Raw genomic sequence first — 17,412 nt, forward strand, 5'->3', positions numbered from 1 at the left:
GGACATGCTATAATGATGCCGCCGGCGGAAACGCCGGCGGTTTTTTGTCGAGAGAACACTCATGAGACACGAAGCATCGATCGTCCGCGTTGCCTCGGTGCAGCTGGCGGCGCAGTTTACACCAGAGCCGCAGGCGTTTTTCGGCCGCGTCGCCCACTATGTGCGGGTGGCGGCGGAATACGGATCCGACTTCGTCTGCTTTCCAGAGCATTTCACGCTGCAGTTGCTGTCCGGCGAAGCATCGATGCTGACGCCCGAGGATGCGGCCGGCAAACTGGGCGAGTATACGCCGCTGCTCAAGGAACATCTGCGCAAGCTGGCGCGGCAGCATGCCATCAACATCATCGGCGGATCGCATATCGCCCTTTCAGATGGCGGCCATCTGCACAATCTCTGCTTCGTCGCACTGCGCGACGGGACGCTGCACGCGCGCGCCAAACTGCATCCGACGCCCGATGAAAAGGCCGTCTGGAACATTCGCGGCGGCGATGCGGCCGAACCGATCGAGACAGATCGCGGCGCCATCGGCGTGATGATCTGCTACGACAGCGAGTTTCCGGAAATGGCGCGTCACCTGACGGATGCCGGCGCGCAGCTGTTTTTCGTGCCCTACTGCACGGACACGCGGCACGGCCATCTGCGTGTGCGCTACTGCTGCCATGCACGGACTGTTGAAAACCAGTGCTATGTGGTCACGTCGGGGATGGTGGGCAACGTCCAGAACGTGGCGAACATCGATATCAACCATGCCCAATCCGCCATCCTGACACCGTCCGACCATGCCTTTGCGCGCGACGGGATCGCCCAGCAGGCGGTCGAAAACGTCGAACAACTGATCTTCGCCGATCTCGACATGGATGCGCTCGACGAGGCGCGGATAACCGGCTCGGTCCGCAACCTGCACGACCGGCGGCCGGAACTTTATCGCGTGAACTGGCAGAACTCAGAATAGAAACCACACGCTTCGCGACGGCGGGGCGACGCCGCGAAGCGTGTCTGGCCTCGCAAATCCCTGCCCCGTGGAGGGAGAGCCGAAAATGCGGGCCTGGCAGTCAGGGCGAAGCCGATAAACGGCTACAACCCATTTCAGCGGTGATGGCGGGCGCGATCGCGCAACTTCTCGATCTCGCGCGAAGCGCTGACATGCATCGGCAGGTGAAGCGCCCAATCGAGATCGCCGCGCCCAATGCCGATATCATCGAGTATCCACTGCTCGGCATCAGCCAAACGCCGCAGCTTCCTGCGCTGCCGGCGTTCGCGGAGCGCGCCTGCAAATGTGTCGTAGATGCGAACCGCATTGCCGACGACGAACGCGCGGGCGCGGTTGCTGCGGGGCATATCCAGTGTGGTCATTGCCGTTCTCCTCGGTTCGAACCGGCAAGGTGCCGTGGGAGAGGCGCCGGTTTCGACTGGACAATGCCGTGGCGCCATGCTTCAATCAAACGAAAATAACTAAAGCTATCGTTCAGTTTTTCTGAATTGGAGTTCGACATGAACGCACCCGACAAGTTCACGGCTCTCGCCGGCCAGCTTCAGATCGACAACGACCTGCTGCGGACTTTTGCGGCGATCGTCGACACCGGAAGCTTCAGCAAAGCGGCGCAAGCGGTGTTCAGGACGCCGTCGGCGGTGTCCATGCAGATCAAGAAGCTGGAGGAACTGCTCGGAACCAGCGTGTTCGAACGCGACTCGCGGTCCGTGGCGCTGACGCCGAGTGGCGAGATCCTGTTGTCGTACGCCCGCCGGATCCTGGCGCTCAACCAGGAAATGCTGGCTCGGTTCGCTACACCGGAAATGACCGGGACCGTGCGGATCGGCGCGCCAGACGATTACGGGACCGCCCTGATCCCGCACGTTTTAAAGAAATTCGCGATCACGCACCCGAATGTCATCGTGGACGGGATTATCGACTCTTCCGACAGCCTGAAGGAACGGTTCCGGGCCGAAAAAGCCGATATCATCATCTACAACACCATTCCCGGCGACCCTCTGGAAGACAACTCGGAAGTGCTGCTCGAAGAGGAACTCGTGTGGGTGGGCAAGCGTGGCGGCTGCGCCCACACGCGCGACCCGCTGCCACTGGCGATGTGGGAGCAGGGCTGTGTCTGGCGGACAAATGCCGTCGAAGCGCTGAACAAGGCGGGGCGCCGTTATCGCGTCGCCTATCTGAGCGGTAACTATGTGGTGCAAATGGCGGCGATTGAGGCCGATCTGGCCATCGCGCCAATACCTCCATTGCTGATCGGGCCTTCTATGGCGCGGCTCGGACCCGCACAGGGTTTCCCGGACATGAAACCAACGCAGATCCGGATGATGTCCCGACCTGATGCGACCTGCACGACGCAGGCAATGGCCGACCATATCCGGACCTGTGTCGATGCCTGGAAGGCCGGTGAGCTGGAAAAGGCGGTCTGCTGAGCGTCGAATTCGCGCATTGAGGCCGCCCGGACTTGATTTTTCCGGCTTGAACATCGATATCGCGCGCAAAGATTTCCCGTTCGACACGAAAGACCCGCCGATGGCTGAGAACAACAAGGCGCCGGACGAAAAGGCGCGTACCGACATCAACCCGAATGATCGCGAGAGCTTGCGCCGAGCTGCCGACGAGATTTTGAAGCAGGGCCGCAACGCGGAACGCGAAACGCAGAAGAGCGCGTGGAGCGAGGCGGAACCGGGCGACAGCGACGATGGGTTGGAAGTCGCCGAAGCCTCGATCGCTGACGAAATCGCTACCATCCAGGCCGAAAACTCCGACATGAAGGACCGGCTGCTGCGGCTGGCCGCCGATATGGAAAACCTGCGCCGGCGCACCGAGCGCGAGGTCAAGGACGCGCGCACTTTCGCCATCACCGGCTTTGCGCGCGACATGTTGACAGTGACCGACAATCTGCGCCGCGCCATCGACGCGGTGACCGCAGAACAGCGTGCGGCGGCCGACGAAACACTGAAGAACCTGCTGGAAGGCGTCGAATTGACGGAGCGCTCCATGCATTCGGCCATGGAGAAACATGGCGTGCGCAAGCTGGAGCCGGAAAACCAGAAGTTCGATCCGAACTTCCATCAGGCGATGTTCGAGGTGCCGAATCCGGCCGTGCCGAACAACACCGTCGTCGATGTGGTGCAGGCCGGATACCAGATCGGCGACCGTGTGTTGCGACCGGCCATGGTCGGCGTCGCCAAGGGCGGTCCGAAGCAGACGGTGGAGTCTTCAGCCAGCAGTTCGGACGACAGCATCGAGTAATAACTGTAGTTATTATGCAACACTGCGGCAAAGTTACGTAGAGTCGCTTTCATTCTACAGTCGCTTACGCTAGGAAATCTTCAGTTCACGGAGGCTCCAATGCGTAAGTACCTGTCTGCATTTCTGTTCGTCGCCATGTCGAGCACGGTCGCCTCGGCTGCCGACGAGGTGTTCATCGCCGACCCGGTTCCCTATGACTGGTCGGGTTTCTATGCCGGTGCACAAGTGGGTGTTGCCACAGGATCGATCAATTTCGGTCCGGACGACACCGACGTGATCGGCGGCATTCATGCCGGCTACCTGTGGCAGAACGGCCAGTTCGTTTTCGGCCCGGAAGTTGAAGCCAACCTGACCGGATTGAGCATTGTCGGCGTGGATGTCGATGCTTTTGTCGCCGCGAAGCTCAGGGCTGGCGTTGCATTTGACCGCCTGCTTGTCACGGGTTCGGTCGGCTATGGCCATGCCTGGGTCGATGCCGGGTTCGCGAACCTCGACGATGGTGGCCTGGTCGCCGGTGCTGGCATCGATTACGCGGTGACTGACCGCGTGATTGTCGGCGCCGACTATCTGTACAGCAACATACAGAATTTCGATGTCACGCCGTTCGATTCCGACGCCCACGCGGTCCGGGCACGCCTGAGCATCAAATTCCCCTGATCACATCGGCAACATGACGAACGAAGGGCCGGGTCTCCCGGCCCTTTGTCGTATCAGCCCTTGACGAGACCGGCGTCGATGGCCGACTGGCGCAGCGAGACCTGCGGGCGCGGGCCGATCTGCTGGATGACCACTGCCGCGGCCAGCGATCCGAGATTGGCGCAATCCTCCAGCGATCGACCGGCCGTGTAGCCGTAAAGGAAACCGGCGGCGTAGAGATCGCCCGCGCCGGTCGTGTCGACCAGATTGTCGATCTCATGTGCAATCACGCTGGCGGTTTCGGTCTTGCTCATCGCGATCGAGCCCTTTTCCGAGCGCGTCACGATGGCCAACCTGCAATCGGCGCGCATCGCCTCACAAGCGGTCGAAAAATCGGCGGTCTGATAAAGCGACTTCACCTCATCCTCATTGGCGAACACGATATCGACCGCGCCGGAGCGCATCAGGTCGAGAAACTCGTCGCGATAACGGTCGACGCAGAACGGATCCGACAAGGTCATCGACATCTGGCGGCCATGGGCATGGGCGATCTCGGCTGCCTTCCGGATCGCGTGTTTGGCGCGCGGGGGATCCCAGAGATAGCCTTCGAAATAGGTCACCTGCGATGCGGCAACCTTGTCCTCCTCGATGTCCTCCGGGCCGAGTTCGACGCAGGCACCGAGATAGGTGTTCATCGAACGCTCGCCATCGGGCGTGACGAAGATCATCGAACGCGCGGTGGGCGGCGTTTGAGGGAGCGGCGCCGTGTCGAAGGCAACGCCCTGGGCGCAAATGTCATGACGGTAGATCGCGCCGAGATGATCGTCGCAGACCTTGCCGAAATAGGCGGCTCGTCCGCCAAGGCTGGCGATACCGGCGGCGGTGTTGCCGGCACTTCCGCCCGATGCCTCGACCGCAGGACCCATCCGCTCGTAAAGGAGCTCAGCGCGCTCCGCGTCGATCAGGTTCATCGCGCCCTTGATGATCTGGTTGTCGTGAAGAAAGTCGTCTTCGGCGCGGGCGATGATGTCGACAATTGCATTGCCGATACAAAGGACGTCGTATTCGGACATGGGCTCCCCGGAATTGTGCTCCGCCGCCTTTATACGTTGCCGTCCACCTTGAGAAGGCCGCTTCGCATCGTTGGCAAGAAACAGGCGCCATCTTGCACCTCAAGACCGCAATCGCCATGTCAGGGCCATGATTTTCTCGGCCGCAACAAAGGCGCTTGGCGCGCTGACCGATCCCACAATGCGCAGCGTTTTGTGGAAGACGCTGGGACTGACGGTTCTGGCGCTGATCGCGCTTTGGTTCACGATCGCGTCGGGGGTCACCGAACTGGCGCTGCCGTGGCTGGCCGGCCTGATGCCGTGGAACGTTGCCCTGCCGGAATGGACCGGCTGGGTCTCGTTGTTCACCGCGATCGCGGCGGGGATCGGGCTGGCGCTTGGCCTCGCCTTCCTGCTCGGTCCGGTCAGCGCGCTGATCGCCGGCCTGTTTCTCGACGATGTCGCGGAGCACATCGAAAGAGCCGATTATCCCGCCGACCCGCCGGGCACGGCGATGTCGATCGGCCAGGGCGTGGTGCTGTCGATCAAGTTCGCCGGGGTGGTCGTGCTCGGCAATCTTTTGGCGCTGGCGTTACTGCTGGTGCCGGGCGTCAACCTGGTCGCGTTTTTCGTCGTCAACGGATACCTGCTCGGACGCGAGTATTTCGAGTTCGCCGCACGCCGTTTCGCCAGCGAAAGCGATGTGCGCGGGCTGCGCGGGCGGCATTCGGGGACGATCCTCGGCGCCGGGCTGGTGATCGCGGTGTTCCTGGCGATCCCGATCGTCAACCTGCTCACGCCGTTGTTCGGTGCGGCGCTGATGGTGCACCTGCACAAGGCCATCGCGGCAAAGGAAGGCGAACGGGCGGCGCGGCTCGGACGCAGCGCGCCGGCCTGACGATCAGCCGATCACCTGTGCCGGCAGTTCGACCAGCGGCGCCGGAACATCGCAGGTCTTTTCCTTCGACCTGCAGATATCGGCGATGACGCAGGCCTCGCAATCCGGCTTGCGCGCCTTGCAGCAATAGCGGCCATGCAGGATCAGCCAGTGGTGGGCGTGGAAGAGATATTCCTGCGGGATCACCCGCATCAGGATGTCCTCGACCGCATCCGGTGTCTTGCCCGGCGCCAGGCCGATGCGATTGGCGATGCGCAGAATGTGGGTGTCGACGGCCATGGTCGGGATGCCGAACGCCATCGACATGACCACATTCGCGGTCTTGCGGCCAACGCCGGGCAGTGTCGTCAGTTCCTCGCGCGTGCGCGGCACCTGGCCGCCGAAATCATCGACCAGCTTGCGCGACAGGGCGATCACGTTTTTCGCCTTGTTGCGCCATAGCCCGATGGTGCGGATGTGCTCGCCGACCTTCTCCTCGCCCAGCGCCAGCATTTTTTCGGGCGTGTCGGCGATTTCGAACAGTACTTTCGTTGCCTTGTTGACGCCGGCATCGGTGGCCTGCGCCGACAGCGCCACGGCAACGACCAGTGTGAACGGATTGACATGGGCCAGTTCGCCCTTCGGCTCCGGCCGCTGGATCGAGAACCGCCGGAAAATCTCCGATATCTCCGCTTTCGTGTAACGCGAGCGGGCCGGGCGTCTGGTTTTGGGGCGTGCGTTTCCGGACGTGGCCGAATTTGAGTTTGGCTTTGGCATGCCGCCCCCTATATGCTCCCGCCATGAAGGACACAACGCAGGCCGATCCGTCAAACCCGCTTCCCGCCGAAAAGCCCGTCTTCGCCGCGCATCTGTCGCCGCACCGGTCGCTGTCCAGCGGCGGCTTCACCGTGCTGATGCTGCTGACCGGAAGCGTGTTGTTCGTACAGGGATTCTTTTTCTTCGTGACCGGTGCATGGCCGATCGTCACGTTTCTCGGCCTCGACTTGTTGGCGCTCTATGTGGCGTTCCGGCTGAACTACCGGGCAGCGCGGGCGGCGGAAGAAGTCAGCGTGTGGCGCTCGATGCTGCTGATCCGCAAGATCGCGCCGAGCGGCAAGGCGACGGACGTGCACTACAATCCGTTCTGGGCGCGGTTCACGGTCGATCGGCACGAGGCCATCGGCATCACGCAAATGGCCGTGACCGGCGAAGGCAAATCGACGACGATCGGCCATTTTCTCAATCCCGACGACCGCGAGAGTTTCGCCGACGCGTTTTCCCACGCGCTCGCCACAGCCCGAAGATAGCCGCACAGTCCTCAAGAATCGGGTGGCGGCACCGGTCTGGTCGTGATGTTCTCGGCGCAAACGAGGACTTAAGCCATGAACCAGACCAGCAAACCGCAGACCGTTCTTCTCGGTGAGGCCGAAGCGGGCCGCGACTACGAGGTCGTGCGCCGCGTGATCGAGGCGATCAGCGAAAACTACCGCGACCAGCCGCTGCTGGAAGATCTTGCCGCCCATGTCGGCATGGAGCCAACGGCACTGCAGAAACTGTTTACGCGCTGGGCCGGACTGTCGCCCAAGGGCTTCCTGCAGGCGGTGACGCTGGACCATGCCCGCCGCCTGCTGCAAAGCGACCTGCCGCTGCTCGAAACGGCATTCGAGGTCGGCTATTCCGGTCCCGGCCGCCTGCATGATTTGTTCGTCACGCATGAGGCAATGACGCCGGGCGAGTTCAAGGCGCGCGGCGCCGGGCTGACGATGCGCTACGGGTTTCACATCTGCCCGTTCGGGCTGGCCCTGGTGATGGTCACCGAGCGCGGGCTTGCCGGACTGGCATTCTGCGATCCCGGCGGCGAACGGGCGGCGCTGGAGGACATGCAGAGCCGCTGGCCCAACGCCCGCTACGACGAGGACATGGCGGCGACCGCGCCCTATGCGGCGCGGATCTTCGATCCGGCAAACTGGCGCGCCGACCGGCCGCTGAAGGTGGTGCTGATCGGCACGGACTTCCAAGTCAGCGTGTGGGACGCACTGCTCAAGATACCGATGGGCAAGGCGGTCGCCTATTCCGAGATCGCAGACGATATCGGCAAGCCGAAGGCGTCTCGCGCCGTCGGCGCGGCGGTCGGCGCAAATCCGGTGTCGTTTGTGGTGCCTTGCCACCGCGCGGTCGGAAAATCAGGCGCGCTGACCGGCTATCACTGGGGACTGACCCGCAAGCGGGCAATCCTCGGCTGGGAAGCGGGGCAACTCGCTGCGGGGTAAATCCCAACCCCTGCCAGATTGCACGCTCTTGCCCGTCAGCGCCGCGCGAACGACCTGCGGACATAGTCGGCGGCGACGCGCACCGGATCGGACGGCTCGCGCACCACCATCATTCCGAGCGCATATTGCGGCAGCGGCGGCAGGTCGTAGCGCGGGTGCACCTCGACAATGGAACCGCCGAGCGTGGAGGCCGGCACCACGGCAACCGCAAGATCGGCGAGCATCCCGGCACGCTGACCGGTGATGTTGGAACTCTGGAAGGCGATGCGATAGGCGCGCTTGCGCGCGTCGAGTTCTTCGAGCGCGGCCTTGCGCCAGGTGCAGAACTCGTCCCAGACGGCGACGGGTAGAGGATGCTGTTCGACCGCAACGCCGCCGGCGAGCATCGCCCAGATCATGTCCTCCCGGTAGACAACCTCGGCCCGATCGTCGCCGCGAAAGCCCGCTTCGGCGGTGATGATCGCGATGTCCAGTTTGCCGTCATCGACCATCGGCATCATCCGGTCGGTGGCATCGATCGTCACATTCAAGGTGATGCCGGGACAGGTATCGGCGAACTGGCGCAACATGTGTGGCAGAAAGCGCTCGGCGACGTCATCGGGGGCGCCGAGGCGCACCTCTCCGCTCAGTTCCGGCTCGATCAGCCGCGCGGCCATGTCACGATTGAGCGCCAACATGCGCCGGGCGTGCTCAAGCAGCATGCCGCCGGCGCGGGTCAACTCCACCGAGCGACTGTCACGGACAAAGACCGGGCAGCGCACGATCTCTTCCATGCGCTTGACTTGCATCGAAATCGCCGAAGGCGTTCGTCCGACCGCTTCGCCGGCGGCGGAGAAGTTTCCGGTTTCAGCGATCGCCACCAGCGTGCGCAAAAGATCCAGATCGATCAGCGGCACCGGGCCCGGTTTGTGGAAGGTCATCGTCGCTCACTTTCAATTATTTTCGAAGTTGAGTGAAGAACTATTCGTTTGATTGAAACATGGAAAACCGCGATTGTCCAGCCATCGAGCAAATGTTGCTCACCAACCCTGTGAGGAGAAATGCAATGACGACGACCGATGAAACCAACACCCGACCCTATCCCGACATCGCGAGCCGGCACGCCGTGGTCTTTCGCTCGATGCGCCTGTTGCGCGAGCGCTGGGCGACACGGCAGCGGGAAAGGCGCGTGCGCAAGGAAATGCGCGAGTTGCTGCATATGAACGACGCGATGCTGCGCGATATCGGCGTCCTGCGCGGCGATATCAGCTATGTGTCGGGCTTGCCGCTCGACAGAAGCGCTTTCCACGAGCTGCACCGGGTCAGCGGCAATCCGCGTTTCACGCGCCTGGACAATCGCGACGCCGCCTGACTGGGTCAAGCGACCAACCTTAAGAAAGAAAGGGCCACCGGCATGCCGGCGGCCCTTTTTGCGTTCAGTTCGTCGGCGAAGCCGCTTTGCGCCTAATGAGCGCCCGACATGTCGCCCAATACTTCCTTCGACGCCACGGTGGAATCCGCATTGAGCTTGTAGACCATCGGCACGCCGGTCGCCAGATTGAGCTTGGTGACGGCGTCCGTGTCCAGCCGGTCGAGGACCATCACCAGCGACCGCAGCGAATTGCCATGCGCGGCGATCAAAAGTTTCTGGCCGGCAAGCACACGCGGCAGGATCTCTGTCATGTAATAGGGCCAGACACGCGCGCCGGTGTCCTTCAGGCTCTCGCCCTCGTCGCCGGGCGGCGGCACGTCATAGGAGCGTCGCCAGATATGAACCTGGTCCTCGCCCCATTTGGCGCGGGCATCGTCCTTGTTCAAACCGGCCAGATCGCCATAATTACGTTCGTTCAGGGCCTGGTCGTGGATCGTTTCCAGATCGGACTGGCCGATGCCGTCGAGGATGATCTGGCAGGTCCGCTCGGCGCGCACCAGAACCGAGGTGAAGGCAATGTCGAACTTGATGCCATAATCGCGCAGCGCCTGCGCGCCTGTCTCGGCTTCCCGGATGCCCTGTTCGGTCAGATCGGGATCGCGCCAACCGGTAAACAGATTGAGCTTGTTCCATTCGCTTTGTCCGTGACGGACAAGAACCATCGTCCCTGACATCGATTGCTCCCTTGCTTGTGTCAGTTCCGCCGGGCGAGCCCCAGCACGTCATGCATGGAATAGAGCCCGGGCGCACGGCCCGTGGCCCACATTGCGGCCCGAACCGCGCCGCGCGCAAAAATCATCCGGTCTTCGGCGTGATGCGACAGGGTCACCCGCTCGCCAGGCCCGGCGAGGATGACCGAATGGTCGCCGACGACCGAGCCACCGCGCAGGGTCGCAAAGCCGACCGTTCCCGCCTCGCGCGGCCCGGTGTGACCGTCGCGCGTGCGCACGGCGTTCCCGGCGAGGCCGATCTGCCGACCGCGCGCCGCCGCCTCGCCGAGCAGAAGGGCCGTGCCGGACGGCGCGTCCACCTTGTGGCGATGGTGCATCTCGAGAACCTCGATGTCCCAGTCGGCCGCCTCGAGCGCGCGGGCGGCCTCCTCGACCAGTACCGACAGCAGGATCACGCCCATGCTCATATTGCCCGACTTGACGACGGCTGTCGTCGAGGCGGCTTCTGCAATCGCGGCCTCGCCGTCAGCATCGAAGCCGGTCGTACCGATGACATGGGCAATGCCCGATGCGGCGGCATGACGCGCGATCTCGGCGGAAACGGCGGGCGCGGTGAAATCGACAACCGCTTCGGCGCCGTCAAGCGCGGTGTCCATCGCCGAACTGACCGCGATGCCGTTGGCGGGCAGACCGGCTAGCGCTCCGGTGTCCGCGCCGATATGCGGCGAACCCTCGCGCTCCAGCGCACCGCTCAATTGGCTATCGGGATTTTCATCGATTGCACGAATGAGGTTCAGTCCCATCCGTCCTCCGGCCCCGACCACGGCGATACGCACCTTTGCCATGCGATAGCTCCCCTTGTTGCTTACCGTCTATTGCGCCGGCTCTTCGGCGCTTTCCAGCAGGTCTTTCGTGCGGCTCGCCTGCAACTCGTAGAACCGTGCATAGATACCGTTTTCCAGCGCGAGAAGCTCGTGATGGGTGCCGGTTTCGACCACCTCGCCCGCGTCGACGACGATGATCTTGTCGGCATTGATCACGGTCGACAAGCGGTGAGCAACCACGATCGTCGTGCGGCCGACCATGACGCGGTCGAGCGCGTCCTGGACCAGTTTCTCGGAATCGTTGTCGAGTGCGGATGTCGCTTCGTCCAGCAACAGGATCGGCGTGTTGCGGACGATCGCGCGGGCAATCGACAGCCGCTGCCGCTGACCGCCAGACAGGGTGATGCCGTTCTCGCCGACCGGTGTTTCATATCCCTGGTGCTGAGAACGGATGAACTCGTCAGCATTGGCGAGGCGCGCCGCATCCTCGATTTCGGCATCGGTCGCATCGGGCCGTCCGTAGCGGATGTTGTCGCGAATGGAACCCTCGAAGAGATAGGGTTGCTGCGAGACATAGGCGATCGACCGGCGCAAAGACGCCTTTGTCACAGCCCCGATGTCCTGGCCGTCAATCGAAATCGAGCCACTCTCCGGATCGTAGAATCGCTGCAACAAGCTGATGATTGTCGACTTGCCGGCACCCGAGGCACCGACGATCGCGGTGGTCTTGCCGGGTTCGGCGATCATTGACAGTTCATGCAGGACGGGCAGCCCCTTCTCATAGGAGAAATCGACCTTGTCGAAGGCGATACGACCTTCGGTGACGACAAGCTCGCCGGCACCGTCGATGTCGCGCTGCCGCGGCTCCATGTCGAGCAATTCGTAGATCATGCGCGCATTGACCATGGCGCGCTCCAGCTGCACCTGAAGCCTGGCCAGACGGCGGGCCGGATCGTAGGCGAGCATCAAGGCGGTGATGAAGGAAAACATCGCGCCGGGCGGTTCGTCGAGCGCCACCGCCTGATAGCCGCCATAGCCAATGACGCCGGCAATCGCCAAACCGGCCAGCAATTCGGCAAACGGCGTTACCCGCTCCGATACGCTGGCCAGCTTGTCGGAGCGTTCACGTGCATGGTCGATGAGCGACCCGATGCGGCCCGCAAGCTGATCTTCCATCGTGAACGCCTTGACGACGGTGATGCCCTGGGAGACCTCCTGCATTGTACCGATCACGCCGGCATTGAGCACGACAGTCTCGTGGACGACGCCGCGCACGCGGCGCGAAACATAGATAACCGTAAAGATCAGCGGCGGCGCAATCAGGAAGGCAATCAGAGACAGGACCCAGTCCTGCATCACCATGACGGCAAGCAACCCGATCAGGGAAACAATGTCACGGGCAAAGGATGTAATCGTCACGGACAACACGTCACGCACACCGCCGATATTGGCGTTGATGCGCGCCGACAGCACGCCGGACCGCTCGTTGTTGAAGAAATCCACGCCGAGCGACAGCAGCTTGTCGAATACCCGCTTCTGATAGCGCGCAACGATGTCGTTGCCGATCCGCGCGAGCATGATCGCCTGAACATAAGTGCACAGGCCGCGGATCAAGAATGCGGCAAAGACGGCAAAGGAGATCAGGCTGATCAGATCGGCGCGCTGGCGGTAGAAGATCTCGTCGATGACATCGCGCATGATCCAGGCCGCGAAGGCCGTCGAAACCGCCACGAGCATCAGGCAGACGATGGCGGCGACATAGTAGCCGATGTATTCGCGGCCGTTCTCGGACACGATACGCCGCAACAGCCGATACACGTTGCCCGCCGTTACGACGGGCTCCGCACCGGGCTCAAGCATCAGTCTTTGGTGTTTCTTTCGCGCCATGATCCGGGCGAGCTATAATGCAGCGCAAATCAAAATGATACGTGCCATTCGACGCCGTCAGGGGCGGCTCCACACTCTTTGGCGGATATCGACACCGAATCGAGCGGGCGTGCGCGCATAAGCCGCAAGCCCCTCCAGCGGCGCCTGGTCATGCATAACGACGTAGACCGGGATTTCGGACAGCAACTGGCGATGTGGCTCCTTGTTGTCGAAGGCTTGGCGGAACAGATCCTCGTCGATGAGCGGCAGGATCTTCTGCGTGATGCCACCGGTCAGATAGATGCCGCCCTGCGCCATGAAAACCAACGCCATGTCGCCGGCGATCCGGCCAAGATATTCGACAAAGAAGCGAACAGCCTCGCCCGCCAACGCGTCGGAACCGTCCAGCGCGGCGGCGGTGATATCCTCCGGCCGCGAAAGGGGCGCTTGCTTGCCATCGGCCGCAGCGACCGCGCGATACAAATTGACCAGCCCGCGCCCGCACAGCAGCTGTTCGCCGGACACGCGCCCGCCGATGCTCTCGACATGCGGAAAAATCTCGTAGTCGCGTTCCGTCTGCGGACCGAGATCGATATGGCCGCCCTCGCCGGCGACCGGGATCCAGGTGCTGGCGCCATGGACAATGCCGGCCACGCCGAGGCCCGTTCCCGGCCCGATGACGACACGGCTCGCCGATTCGACACGCTCGCCGTCGCCGATCGGCTTCAGGTAATCCGTGTCGAGCGCGACCACCGCCAGCGCCTGCGCCTCGTAGTCGTTGAGGACGATCACGCGGGAAAAGCCGCGTTCGGAAATCAGCCGGCGCGGCCGCACGACCCAGTCGCAATTCGTCAGGTCGATCTCGTCGCCGCTGGTCGGCCCGGCCACCGCAAGCACGGCGGTCTGCGGCATGATTGAAGTCTTGTCGAGAACCACGTCCTGGATGGCCGCATCGAGCGTATCATAGTCGGCGGTCTTGATCTGCGGAAACCGCTTGGCTTCCGCATTGCTGTCGGTGACGATCGCGAACCGCGCGTTCGTCCCGCCAATATCGGCGATCAGGATCGGAAACGGGAGCGACAGGTCGTCCTGCACAAGCGTGTCAACCATCGATAGAAACCTCTTGCGCCGTTCCCCCGGTCAACGACGCCAAAAGGAACAAGGCCGTGCTCCGGTTTAGCGCGAGCGCGATGTCATAGACAATGGCAAGACGCATCAGCGCCTTGACATCGACGTCATGGGGCATGGGCGTCAGCGGATCGACGAAGAAAATCACGAACTCGATCTCGCCATTGGCGATCATCGCGCCGATCTGCTGGTCGCCACCGAGCGGCCCGCTCTTCAGCCGCCGCACCGACAGTTCCGGACAGGCTTCGTTCACCCGCCCGCCGGTGGTGCCGGTGGCGACCAGCTCGAAGCGCGACAACTGCTCTCTGTGGTCGGTGACGAAGTCAACGAGATCGTCTTTCTTCTGGTCGTGCGCGACCAGTGCGACGCATCGCTTACCGCCCATCCGCAAACTCCACCTAAATCGTTTGAAACCGCATAGTCGATCCTTGCGTTAGCATAAAGCGCTTTCGCGGATATGACGGAACTAATCCGGCCTTTGCGTGGGTATCGGGATGATCGCGGGAAGCCGCAAGCGGCCGGCACCGACCGCAACCGGCGGCACAGGGACGGCAGACGCGCGCGCGGCAACCGGATCGTAGGCGCCATCCAGCGTCACCAGTGCCTCGCTGGCCGGCGCAGGCTCGCCAAGCACCACCCGGCAAGCCGATGGCAGATCGGCGAGCGTGACAGCACGGCGTTTCTTCGGTTTCTTGCCCGGCTTCGGCTTTGCCGGCGCCCATGGCTCGGAGGTGAACCACCAGTCGAGCGATGCATCGCACCCATTGCCGGGCGGGGTCGGATTCTGCTTGCGGCAATTTGGCGAACCGGCCGGGCAGCGGATGCGGATATGGAAGTGGTAGTGGTGGCCGTAATAGGGGCGCACCTTGCGCATCCAGGCGTCGTTGGCCCGGTTGGAGCCATAAGTCCCGCACATCGCCTTCTTGATGCCTGGATGAACGAAGATGCGCTCGACCTCGCGATAGGAGGCGGCGCGCGCGATCAGCCCGGCATGCGCGGGGGTCCACTTCTTCGGATCGACGTTGAGCGAATCCTTCTTCAACATCGAGATGGCGCTGATATTGGCACGTTCGCTGTAGGTCAGGCGGCGGTCCGGCATCTTGGTCAGCCATATGTCGGCGTCCAGTCCGACCTGATGCGACGCGTGGCCCGACAGCATCGGCCCGCCGCGCGGCTGGGAAATGTCGCCGACCAGCAATCCCGGCCAGCCATCGCGCACCGCATCGCGCGACAGTTGCTGCAATAGCGCGATCATCGCCGGATGCCCCCAGCGGCGGTTGCGTTCCAGCCGCATTGCCTGCCAGTTCGGCCCGTCGACCGGCATGGCCACCGCGCCCGAAATGCAACCCTTGGAATAGAAGCCGTGCACAACCGGATCGGCGACCGACGGTAGCGGCATGCGGCCGAACTGTTCCTTGGCCGGGGTTTCGGCGGACACGGCAAGCGGAAGCGCCAAGGCCGTGGCGACCGATGCCGCCGCCAGGCAAAGCGCGGCACGTTGGAGGATCGATTTCATGGTCCTGCGAATCAGCAAGGCTCGTCTCTTTTTCCGGACCGTTGGGCTGAATGTAGCCGCAAATTGCGGCAGCGGCAAAACGCGCGCGCTATCGGCCAACACGATAGACCGGCATTGGCTCGCCGACGGTCGCCGCAACAGGCGTCAGCCAGCGCGGAATGCCGTCGGAGCGCAGTGCCGCCTGCAGGCCGGTTGGCGATGCCTTGATGAAGTCGGCGCTGTCAGCGGAACGCAGGCAATCGGCGATATGGGTGACACCATGTTCGAGCAGCATTTCATGCGCCTCGCCGGGTGGGGCGAGCATGGCCTCGATCAGCAACAGGTTGCCATCGACATTGCGATGATAGGGCCCGGCCACGGCGCGATGCGGGGTGTAAAGCAGAATCGGCGCACCGAGGTCTGTCGCGCCGAGAATGACGCCAGGCGGTTCAACGGCGAGCGGCGTATAGACATCGGCGGTATAGCAGTAGTCCCGCGCCGATGCCGCCGCGGCCTGTTGCTGGACAGTCGGTGCGCCAGACAGATGCGCGGCAAGCTGCGCGCCCGCCATCCACCAAACCAGATTGACTGAAACCAGCCACGCGCCGGCGAGCCGAAGCGGGTTTACGCGCCGCCTTCGCAGGTCGGCGATCCACAGGCCGAGCGGCAGAACCGCGAAGGCAGTCGAGAAGGTGAAACCGCGCTGCTGCCAAGCCGTAACCGCCAGGCCCATCGCCAGGAAAGCGACGAAAACGATCGCGCGAGCGCGCGCCTCGCCTGAGGCGGCCACTGCGGTCAACACGCTTGCCACCAGGGCCGTTGCTCCAAGTCCATAAAGGCCGAAGAGCGCGAAGGGATCGGCGGCCCAGAGATCGGCCAGGGAACGGGTTTCGATCACGCCTTCCAGCCAGAAGACGCGCAACTTCGGATCGAGCGATGCCAGCGGATTTTCCAGGCAATGGGGGAACAATATCTCCACCGCGATCAACAGACTGAGCGCCAGCAACAACACACCGGCCCCGCGTGCGAGGATCGTCGGCATGGCCGCGCTGACCGCGACCAGCCCGAGACCACCGCCAACGCCCGCCAAGAGGTGAAACGACGAGAAGGCATCGCAACTGTCGGCCGAATAATGGCCTGGCCCGATGGTTGCGACAAACACCAGTGCGGTCGTGGCCGCGACTGCGGCACCGAAGGCGCGCAGTTGTTGCGGCGCGACTGTGCCAGCGACAAACCCGGCCGAGACGACCGCGCCGGCAACCGCGACATAGGGCAGCACCTCCATGCCGATCGCCAGCATGATCACGCCAACAAAGCCGGCGAATGCATGGGCGCGGACCGGCGCGGCGCCGGGCATCAAAAGGACAAGCAGCCAAAGTGACAGCGTGACCTGGATATTGTGATGGTCGAACGAACCGGGCGCGAAGACACCGATCGTCCAAAGAGCGACGCCGCCGATGACTGCCACGGGCAAGCGCGCCACATGACCGGCAGTACGCGCGACCCCAGTCATCAGGGCCGCCATGGCGATCACGACGGTCACCGCCGGCCACACGATCCGCGCGAGCGCCTCTCCGGCCGCCTGACTGCCTGTCAGAAGACCCGCAACCGCGACAATACCGGCGATCGGCGCGTCAACCAGCCGCGACCAGTGCATTGGCGTCCCGGCCTCCAGACCGAGCCGGTATTGTGTGAGGTCGAACCAGCCCTGGCCCGCCAGCAAATCGCGCACCTGTACCAGACGGACGAGATCGTCGGAGTTCGGCACGCCGGTGCCGTCGGCGGCCCGCAGGCCCATCAGAGTGACGAACAGTGCCGCCCCGACGCACAAGGCCAAGGGTTCAAGCCGCTGGAGCCAATCTCGCACCCGGCGCGTTTGCACCGCCGAAACGGAGCGACCATTCGACGTTCCTGCCATAAACAAATCCGGCGCAAATTCAGATA

19 protein-coding genes are annotated in these 17,412 nt (G+C 63.2%); 8 read left to right on the forward strand and 11 right to left on the reverse strand.

The features are described from left to right. Positions 1 to 61: 61 nt before the first annotated feature. Positions 62 to 952 (forward strand): carbon-nitrogen hydrolase family protein, encoded by an 891-nt coding sequence (locus ACO06R_RS02420; RefSeq protein ID WP_421855670.1) that lies wholly within the window; start codon positions 62 to 64, stop codon positions 950 to 952. A gap of 134 nt (positions 953 to 1,086) precedes the next feature. Here the strand turns inward: ACO06R_RS02420 and ACO06R_RS02425 are convergent, their stop codons facing one another. Continuing rightward, on the reverse strand, positions 1,087 to 1,353 hold the full coding sequence (locus ACO06R_RS02425; protein ID WP_421855672.1) for a hypothetical protein: 267 nt from the start codon (positions 1,351 to 1,353) through the stop codon (positions 1,087 to 1,089). Positions 1,354 to 1,491: 138 nt separating this feature from the next. On the opposite strand from ACO06R_RS02425, the gene ACO06R_RS02430 reads away from it, so the two are divergent. From ACO06R_RS02430 to ACO06R_RS02440, 3 genes are all read left to right on the forward strand, one after another. Further along, on the forward strand, positions 1,492 to 2,418 hold the full coding sequence (locus ACO06R_RS02430) for a LysR family transcriptional regulator (RefSeq protein ID WP_421855674.1): 927 nt from the start codon (positions 1,492 to 1,494) through the stop codon (positions 2,416 to 2,418). A 100-nt stretch (positions 2,419 to 2,518) separates the two neighbouring features. Then, complete coding sequence (gene grpE / locus ACO06R_RS02435) at positions 2,519 to 3,241, forward strand: nucleotide exchange factor GrpE (RefSeq protein ID WP_421855675.1); 723 nt, start codon at positions 2,519 to 2,521, stop codon at positions 3,239 to 3,241. Between the two features lie 99 nt (positions 3,242 to 3,340). Continuing rightward, positions 3,341 to 3,898 (forward strand): outer membrane protein, encoded by a 558-nt coding sequence (locus ACO06R_RS02440; RefSeq protein WP_421855677.1) that lies wholly within the window; start codon positions 3,341 to 3,343, stop codon positions 3,896 to 3,898. A 53-nt stretch (positions 3,899 to 3,951) separates the two neighbouring features. On the opposite strand, the gene ACO06R_RS02445 is transcribed toward ACO06R_RS02440, so the two are convergent. Further along, positions 3,952 to 4,950, reverse strand: a complete 999-nt coding sequence (locus tag ACO06R_RS02445; protein ID WP_421855679.1) for an adenosine kinase — start codon at positions 4,948 to 4,950, stop codon at positions 3,952 to 3,954. Between the two features lie 127 nt (positions 4,951 to 5,077). On the opposite strand from ACO06R_RS02445, the gene ACO06R_RS02450 reads away from it, so the two are divergent. Next, positions 5,078 to 5,824 carry a sulfate transporter family protein gene (locus tag ACO06R_RS02450; RefSeq protein ID WP_421855681.1) on the forward strand — a complete coding sequence of 249 codons (747 nt, stop codon included), beginning with the start codon at positions 5,078 to 5,080 and terminating at the stop codon, positions 5,822 to 5,824. Positions 5,825 to 5,827: 3 nt separating this feature from the next. Here the strand turns inward: ACO06R_RS02450 and nth are convergent, their stop codons facing one another. After that, positions 5,828 to 6,580: an endonuclease III gene (gene nth / locus ACO06R_RS02455; RefSeq protein WP_421855683.1), complete on the reverse strand. Its 753-nt coding sequence runs from the start codon at positions 6,578 to 6,580 to the stop codon at positions 5,828 to 5,830. A gap of 23 nt (positions 6,581 to 6,603) precedes the next feature. On the opposite strand from nth, the gene ACO06R_RS02460 reads away from it, so the two are divergent. Both ACO06R_RS02460 and ACO06R_RS02465 read left to right on the forward strand, forming a co-directional pair. Beyond that, positions 6,604 to 7,110, forward strand: coding sequence for a DUF2244 domain-containing protein (locus ACO06R_RS02460; RefSeq protein WP_421855685.1), 507 nt, complete (start codon positions 6,604 to 6,606; stop codon positions 7,108 to 7,110). Positions 7,111 to 7,185: 75 nt separating this feature from the next. Beyond that, on the forward strand, positions 7,186 to 8,073 hold the full coding sequence (locus ACO06R_RS02465) for a methylated-DNA--[protein]-cysteine S-methyltransferase (protein WP_421855687.1): 888 nt from the start codon (positions 7,186 to 7,188) through the stop codon (positions 8,071 to 8,073). Between the two features lie 35 nt (positions 8,074 to 8,108). Here ACO06R_RS02465 and ACO06R_RS02470 read toward each other — a convergent pair whose 3' ends face one another. Next, positions 8,109 to 8,993: a LysR substrate-binding domain-containing protein gene (locus ACO06R_RS02470; protein ID WP_421855689.1), complete on the reverse strand. Its 885-nt coding sequence runs from the start codon at positions 8,991 to 8,993 to the stop codon at positions 8,109 to 8,111. Positions 8,994 to 9,118: 125 nt separating this feature from the next. Between ACO06R_RS02470 and ACO06R_RS02475 the strand changes: the two genes are divergently transcribed. After that, positions 9,119 to 9,424 (forward strand): DUF1127 domain-containing protein, encoded by a 306-nt coding sequence (locus ACO06R_RS02475; protein WP_421855691.1) that lies wholly within the window; start codon positions 9,119 to 9,121, stop codon positions 9,422 to 9,424. Positions 9,425 to 9,516: 92 nt separating this feature from the next. Here ACO06R_RS02475 and ACO06R_RS02480 read toward each other — a convergent pair whose 3' ends face one another. The 7 genes from ACO06R_RS02480 to ACO06R_RS02510 form a co-directional block, all read right to left on the reverse strand. Continuing rightward, positions 9,517 to 10,158: a 2,3-bisphosphoglycerate-dependent phosphoglycerate mutase gene (locus ACO06R_RS02480; RefSeq protein WP_421855693.1), complete on the reverse strand. Its 642-nt coding sequence runs from the start codon at positions 10,156 to 10,158 to the stop codon at positions 9,517 to 9,519. Between the two features lie 20 nt (positions 10,159 to 10,178). After that, positions 10,179 to 11,000, reverse strand: a complete 822-nt coding sequence (gene dapB, locus ACO06R_RS02485) for a 4-hydroxy-tetrahydrodipicolinate reductase (protein ID WP_421855695.1) — start codon at positions 10,998 to 11,000, stop codon at positions 10,179 to 10,181. Between the two features lie 27 nt (positions 11,001 to 11,027). Beyond that, the gene (locus ACO06R_RS02490) at positions 11,028 to 12,839 is read right to left on the reverse strand and encodes an ABC transporter ATP-binding protein (protein ID WP_421855697.1); all 1,812 of its coding nucleotides are present in this window, start codon (positions 12,837 to 12,839) and stop codon (positions 11,028 to 11,030) included. A gap of 84 nt (positions 12,840 to 12,923) precedes the next feature. After that, positions 12,924 to 13,955 carry a glucokinase gene (locus tag ACO06R_RS02495; protein WP_421855699.1) on the reverse strand — a complete coding sequence of 344 codons (1,032 nt, stop codon included), beginning with the start codon at positions 13,953 to 13,955 and terminating at the stop codon, positions 12,924 to 12,926. Then, positions 13,948 to 14,358 (reverse strand): methylglyoxal synthase, encoded by a 411-nt coding sequence (locus tag ACO06R_RS02500; RefSeq protein WP_421855701.1) that lies wholly within the window; start codon positions 14,356 to 14,358, stop codon positions 13,948 to 13,950. Before ACO06R_RS02500 ends, ACO06R_RS02495 begins: the two co-directional genes overlap by 8 nt. 81 nt (positions 14,359 to 14,439) lie before the next feature. Next, entirely contained in the window at positions 14,440 to 15,489 is a 1,050-nt protein-coding gene (mepA, locus tag ACO06R_RS02505) for a penicillin-insensitive murein endopeptidase (protein ID WP_421855702.1), read from the reverse strand. An 88-nt stretch (positions 15,490 to 15,577) separates the two neighbouring features. After that, positions 15,578 to 17,386, reverse strand: coding sequence for a GtrA family protein (locus tag ACO06R_RS02510; protein ID WP_421855704.1), 1,809 nt, complete (start codon positions 17,384 to 17,386; stop codon positions 15,578 to 15,580). Positions 17,387 to 17,412 lie beyond the last annotated feature (26 nt).

It is taken from the genome of Oricola sp., from assembly GCF_965230365.1.
In the GTDB taxonomy this organism is placed as follows: Bacteria; Pseudomonadota; Alphaproteobacteria; order Rhizobiales; family Rhizobiaceae; genus Oricola.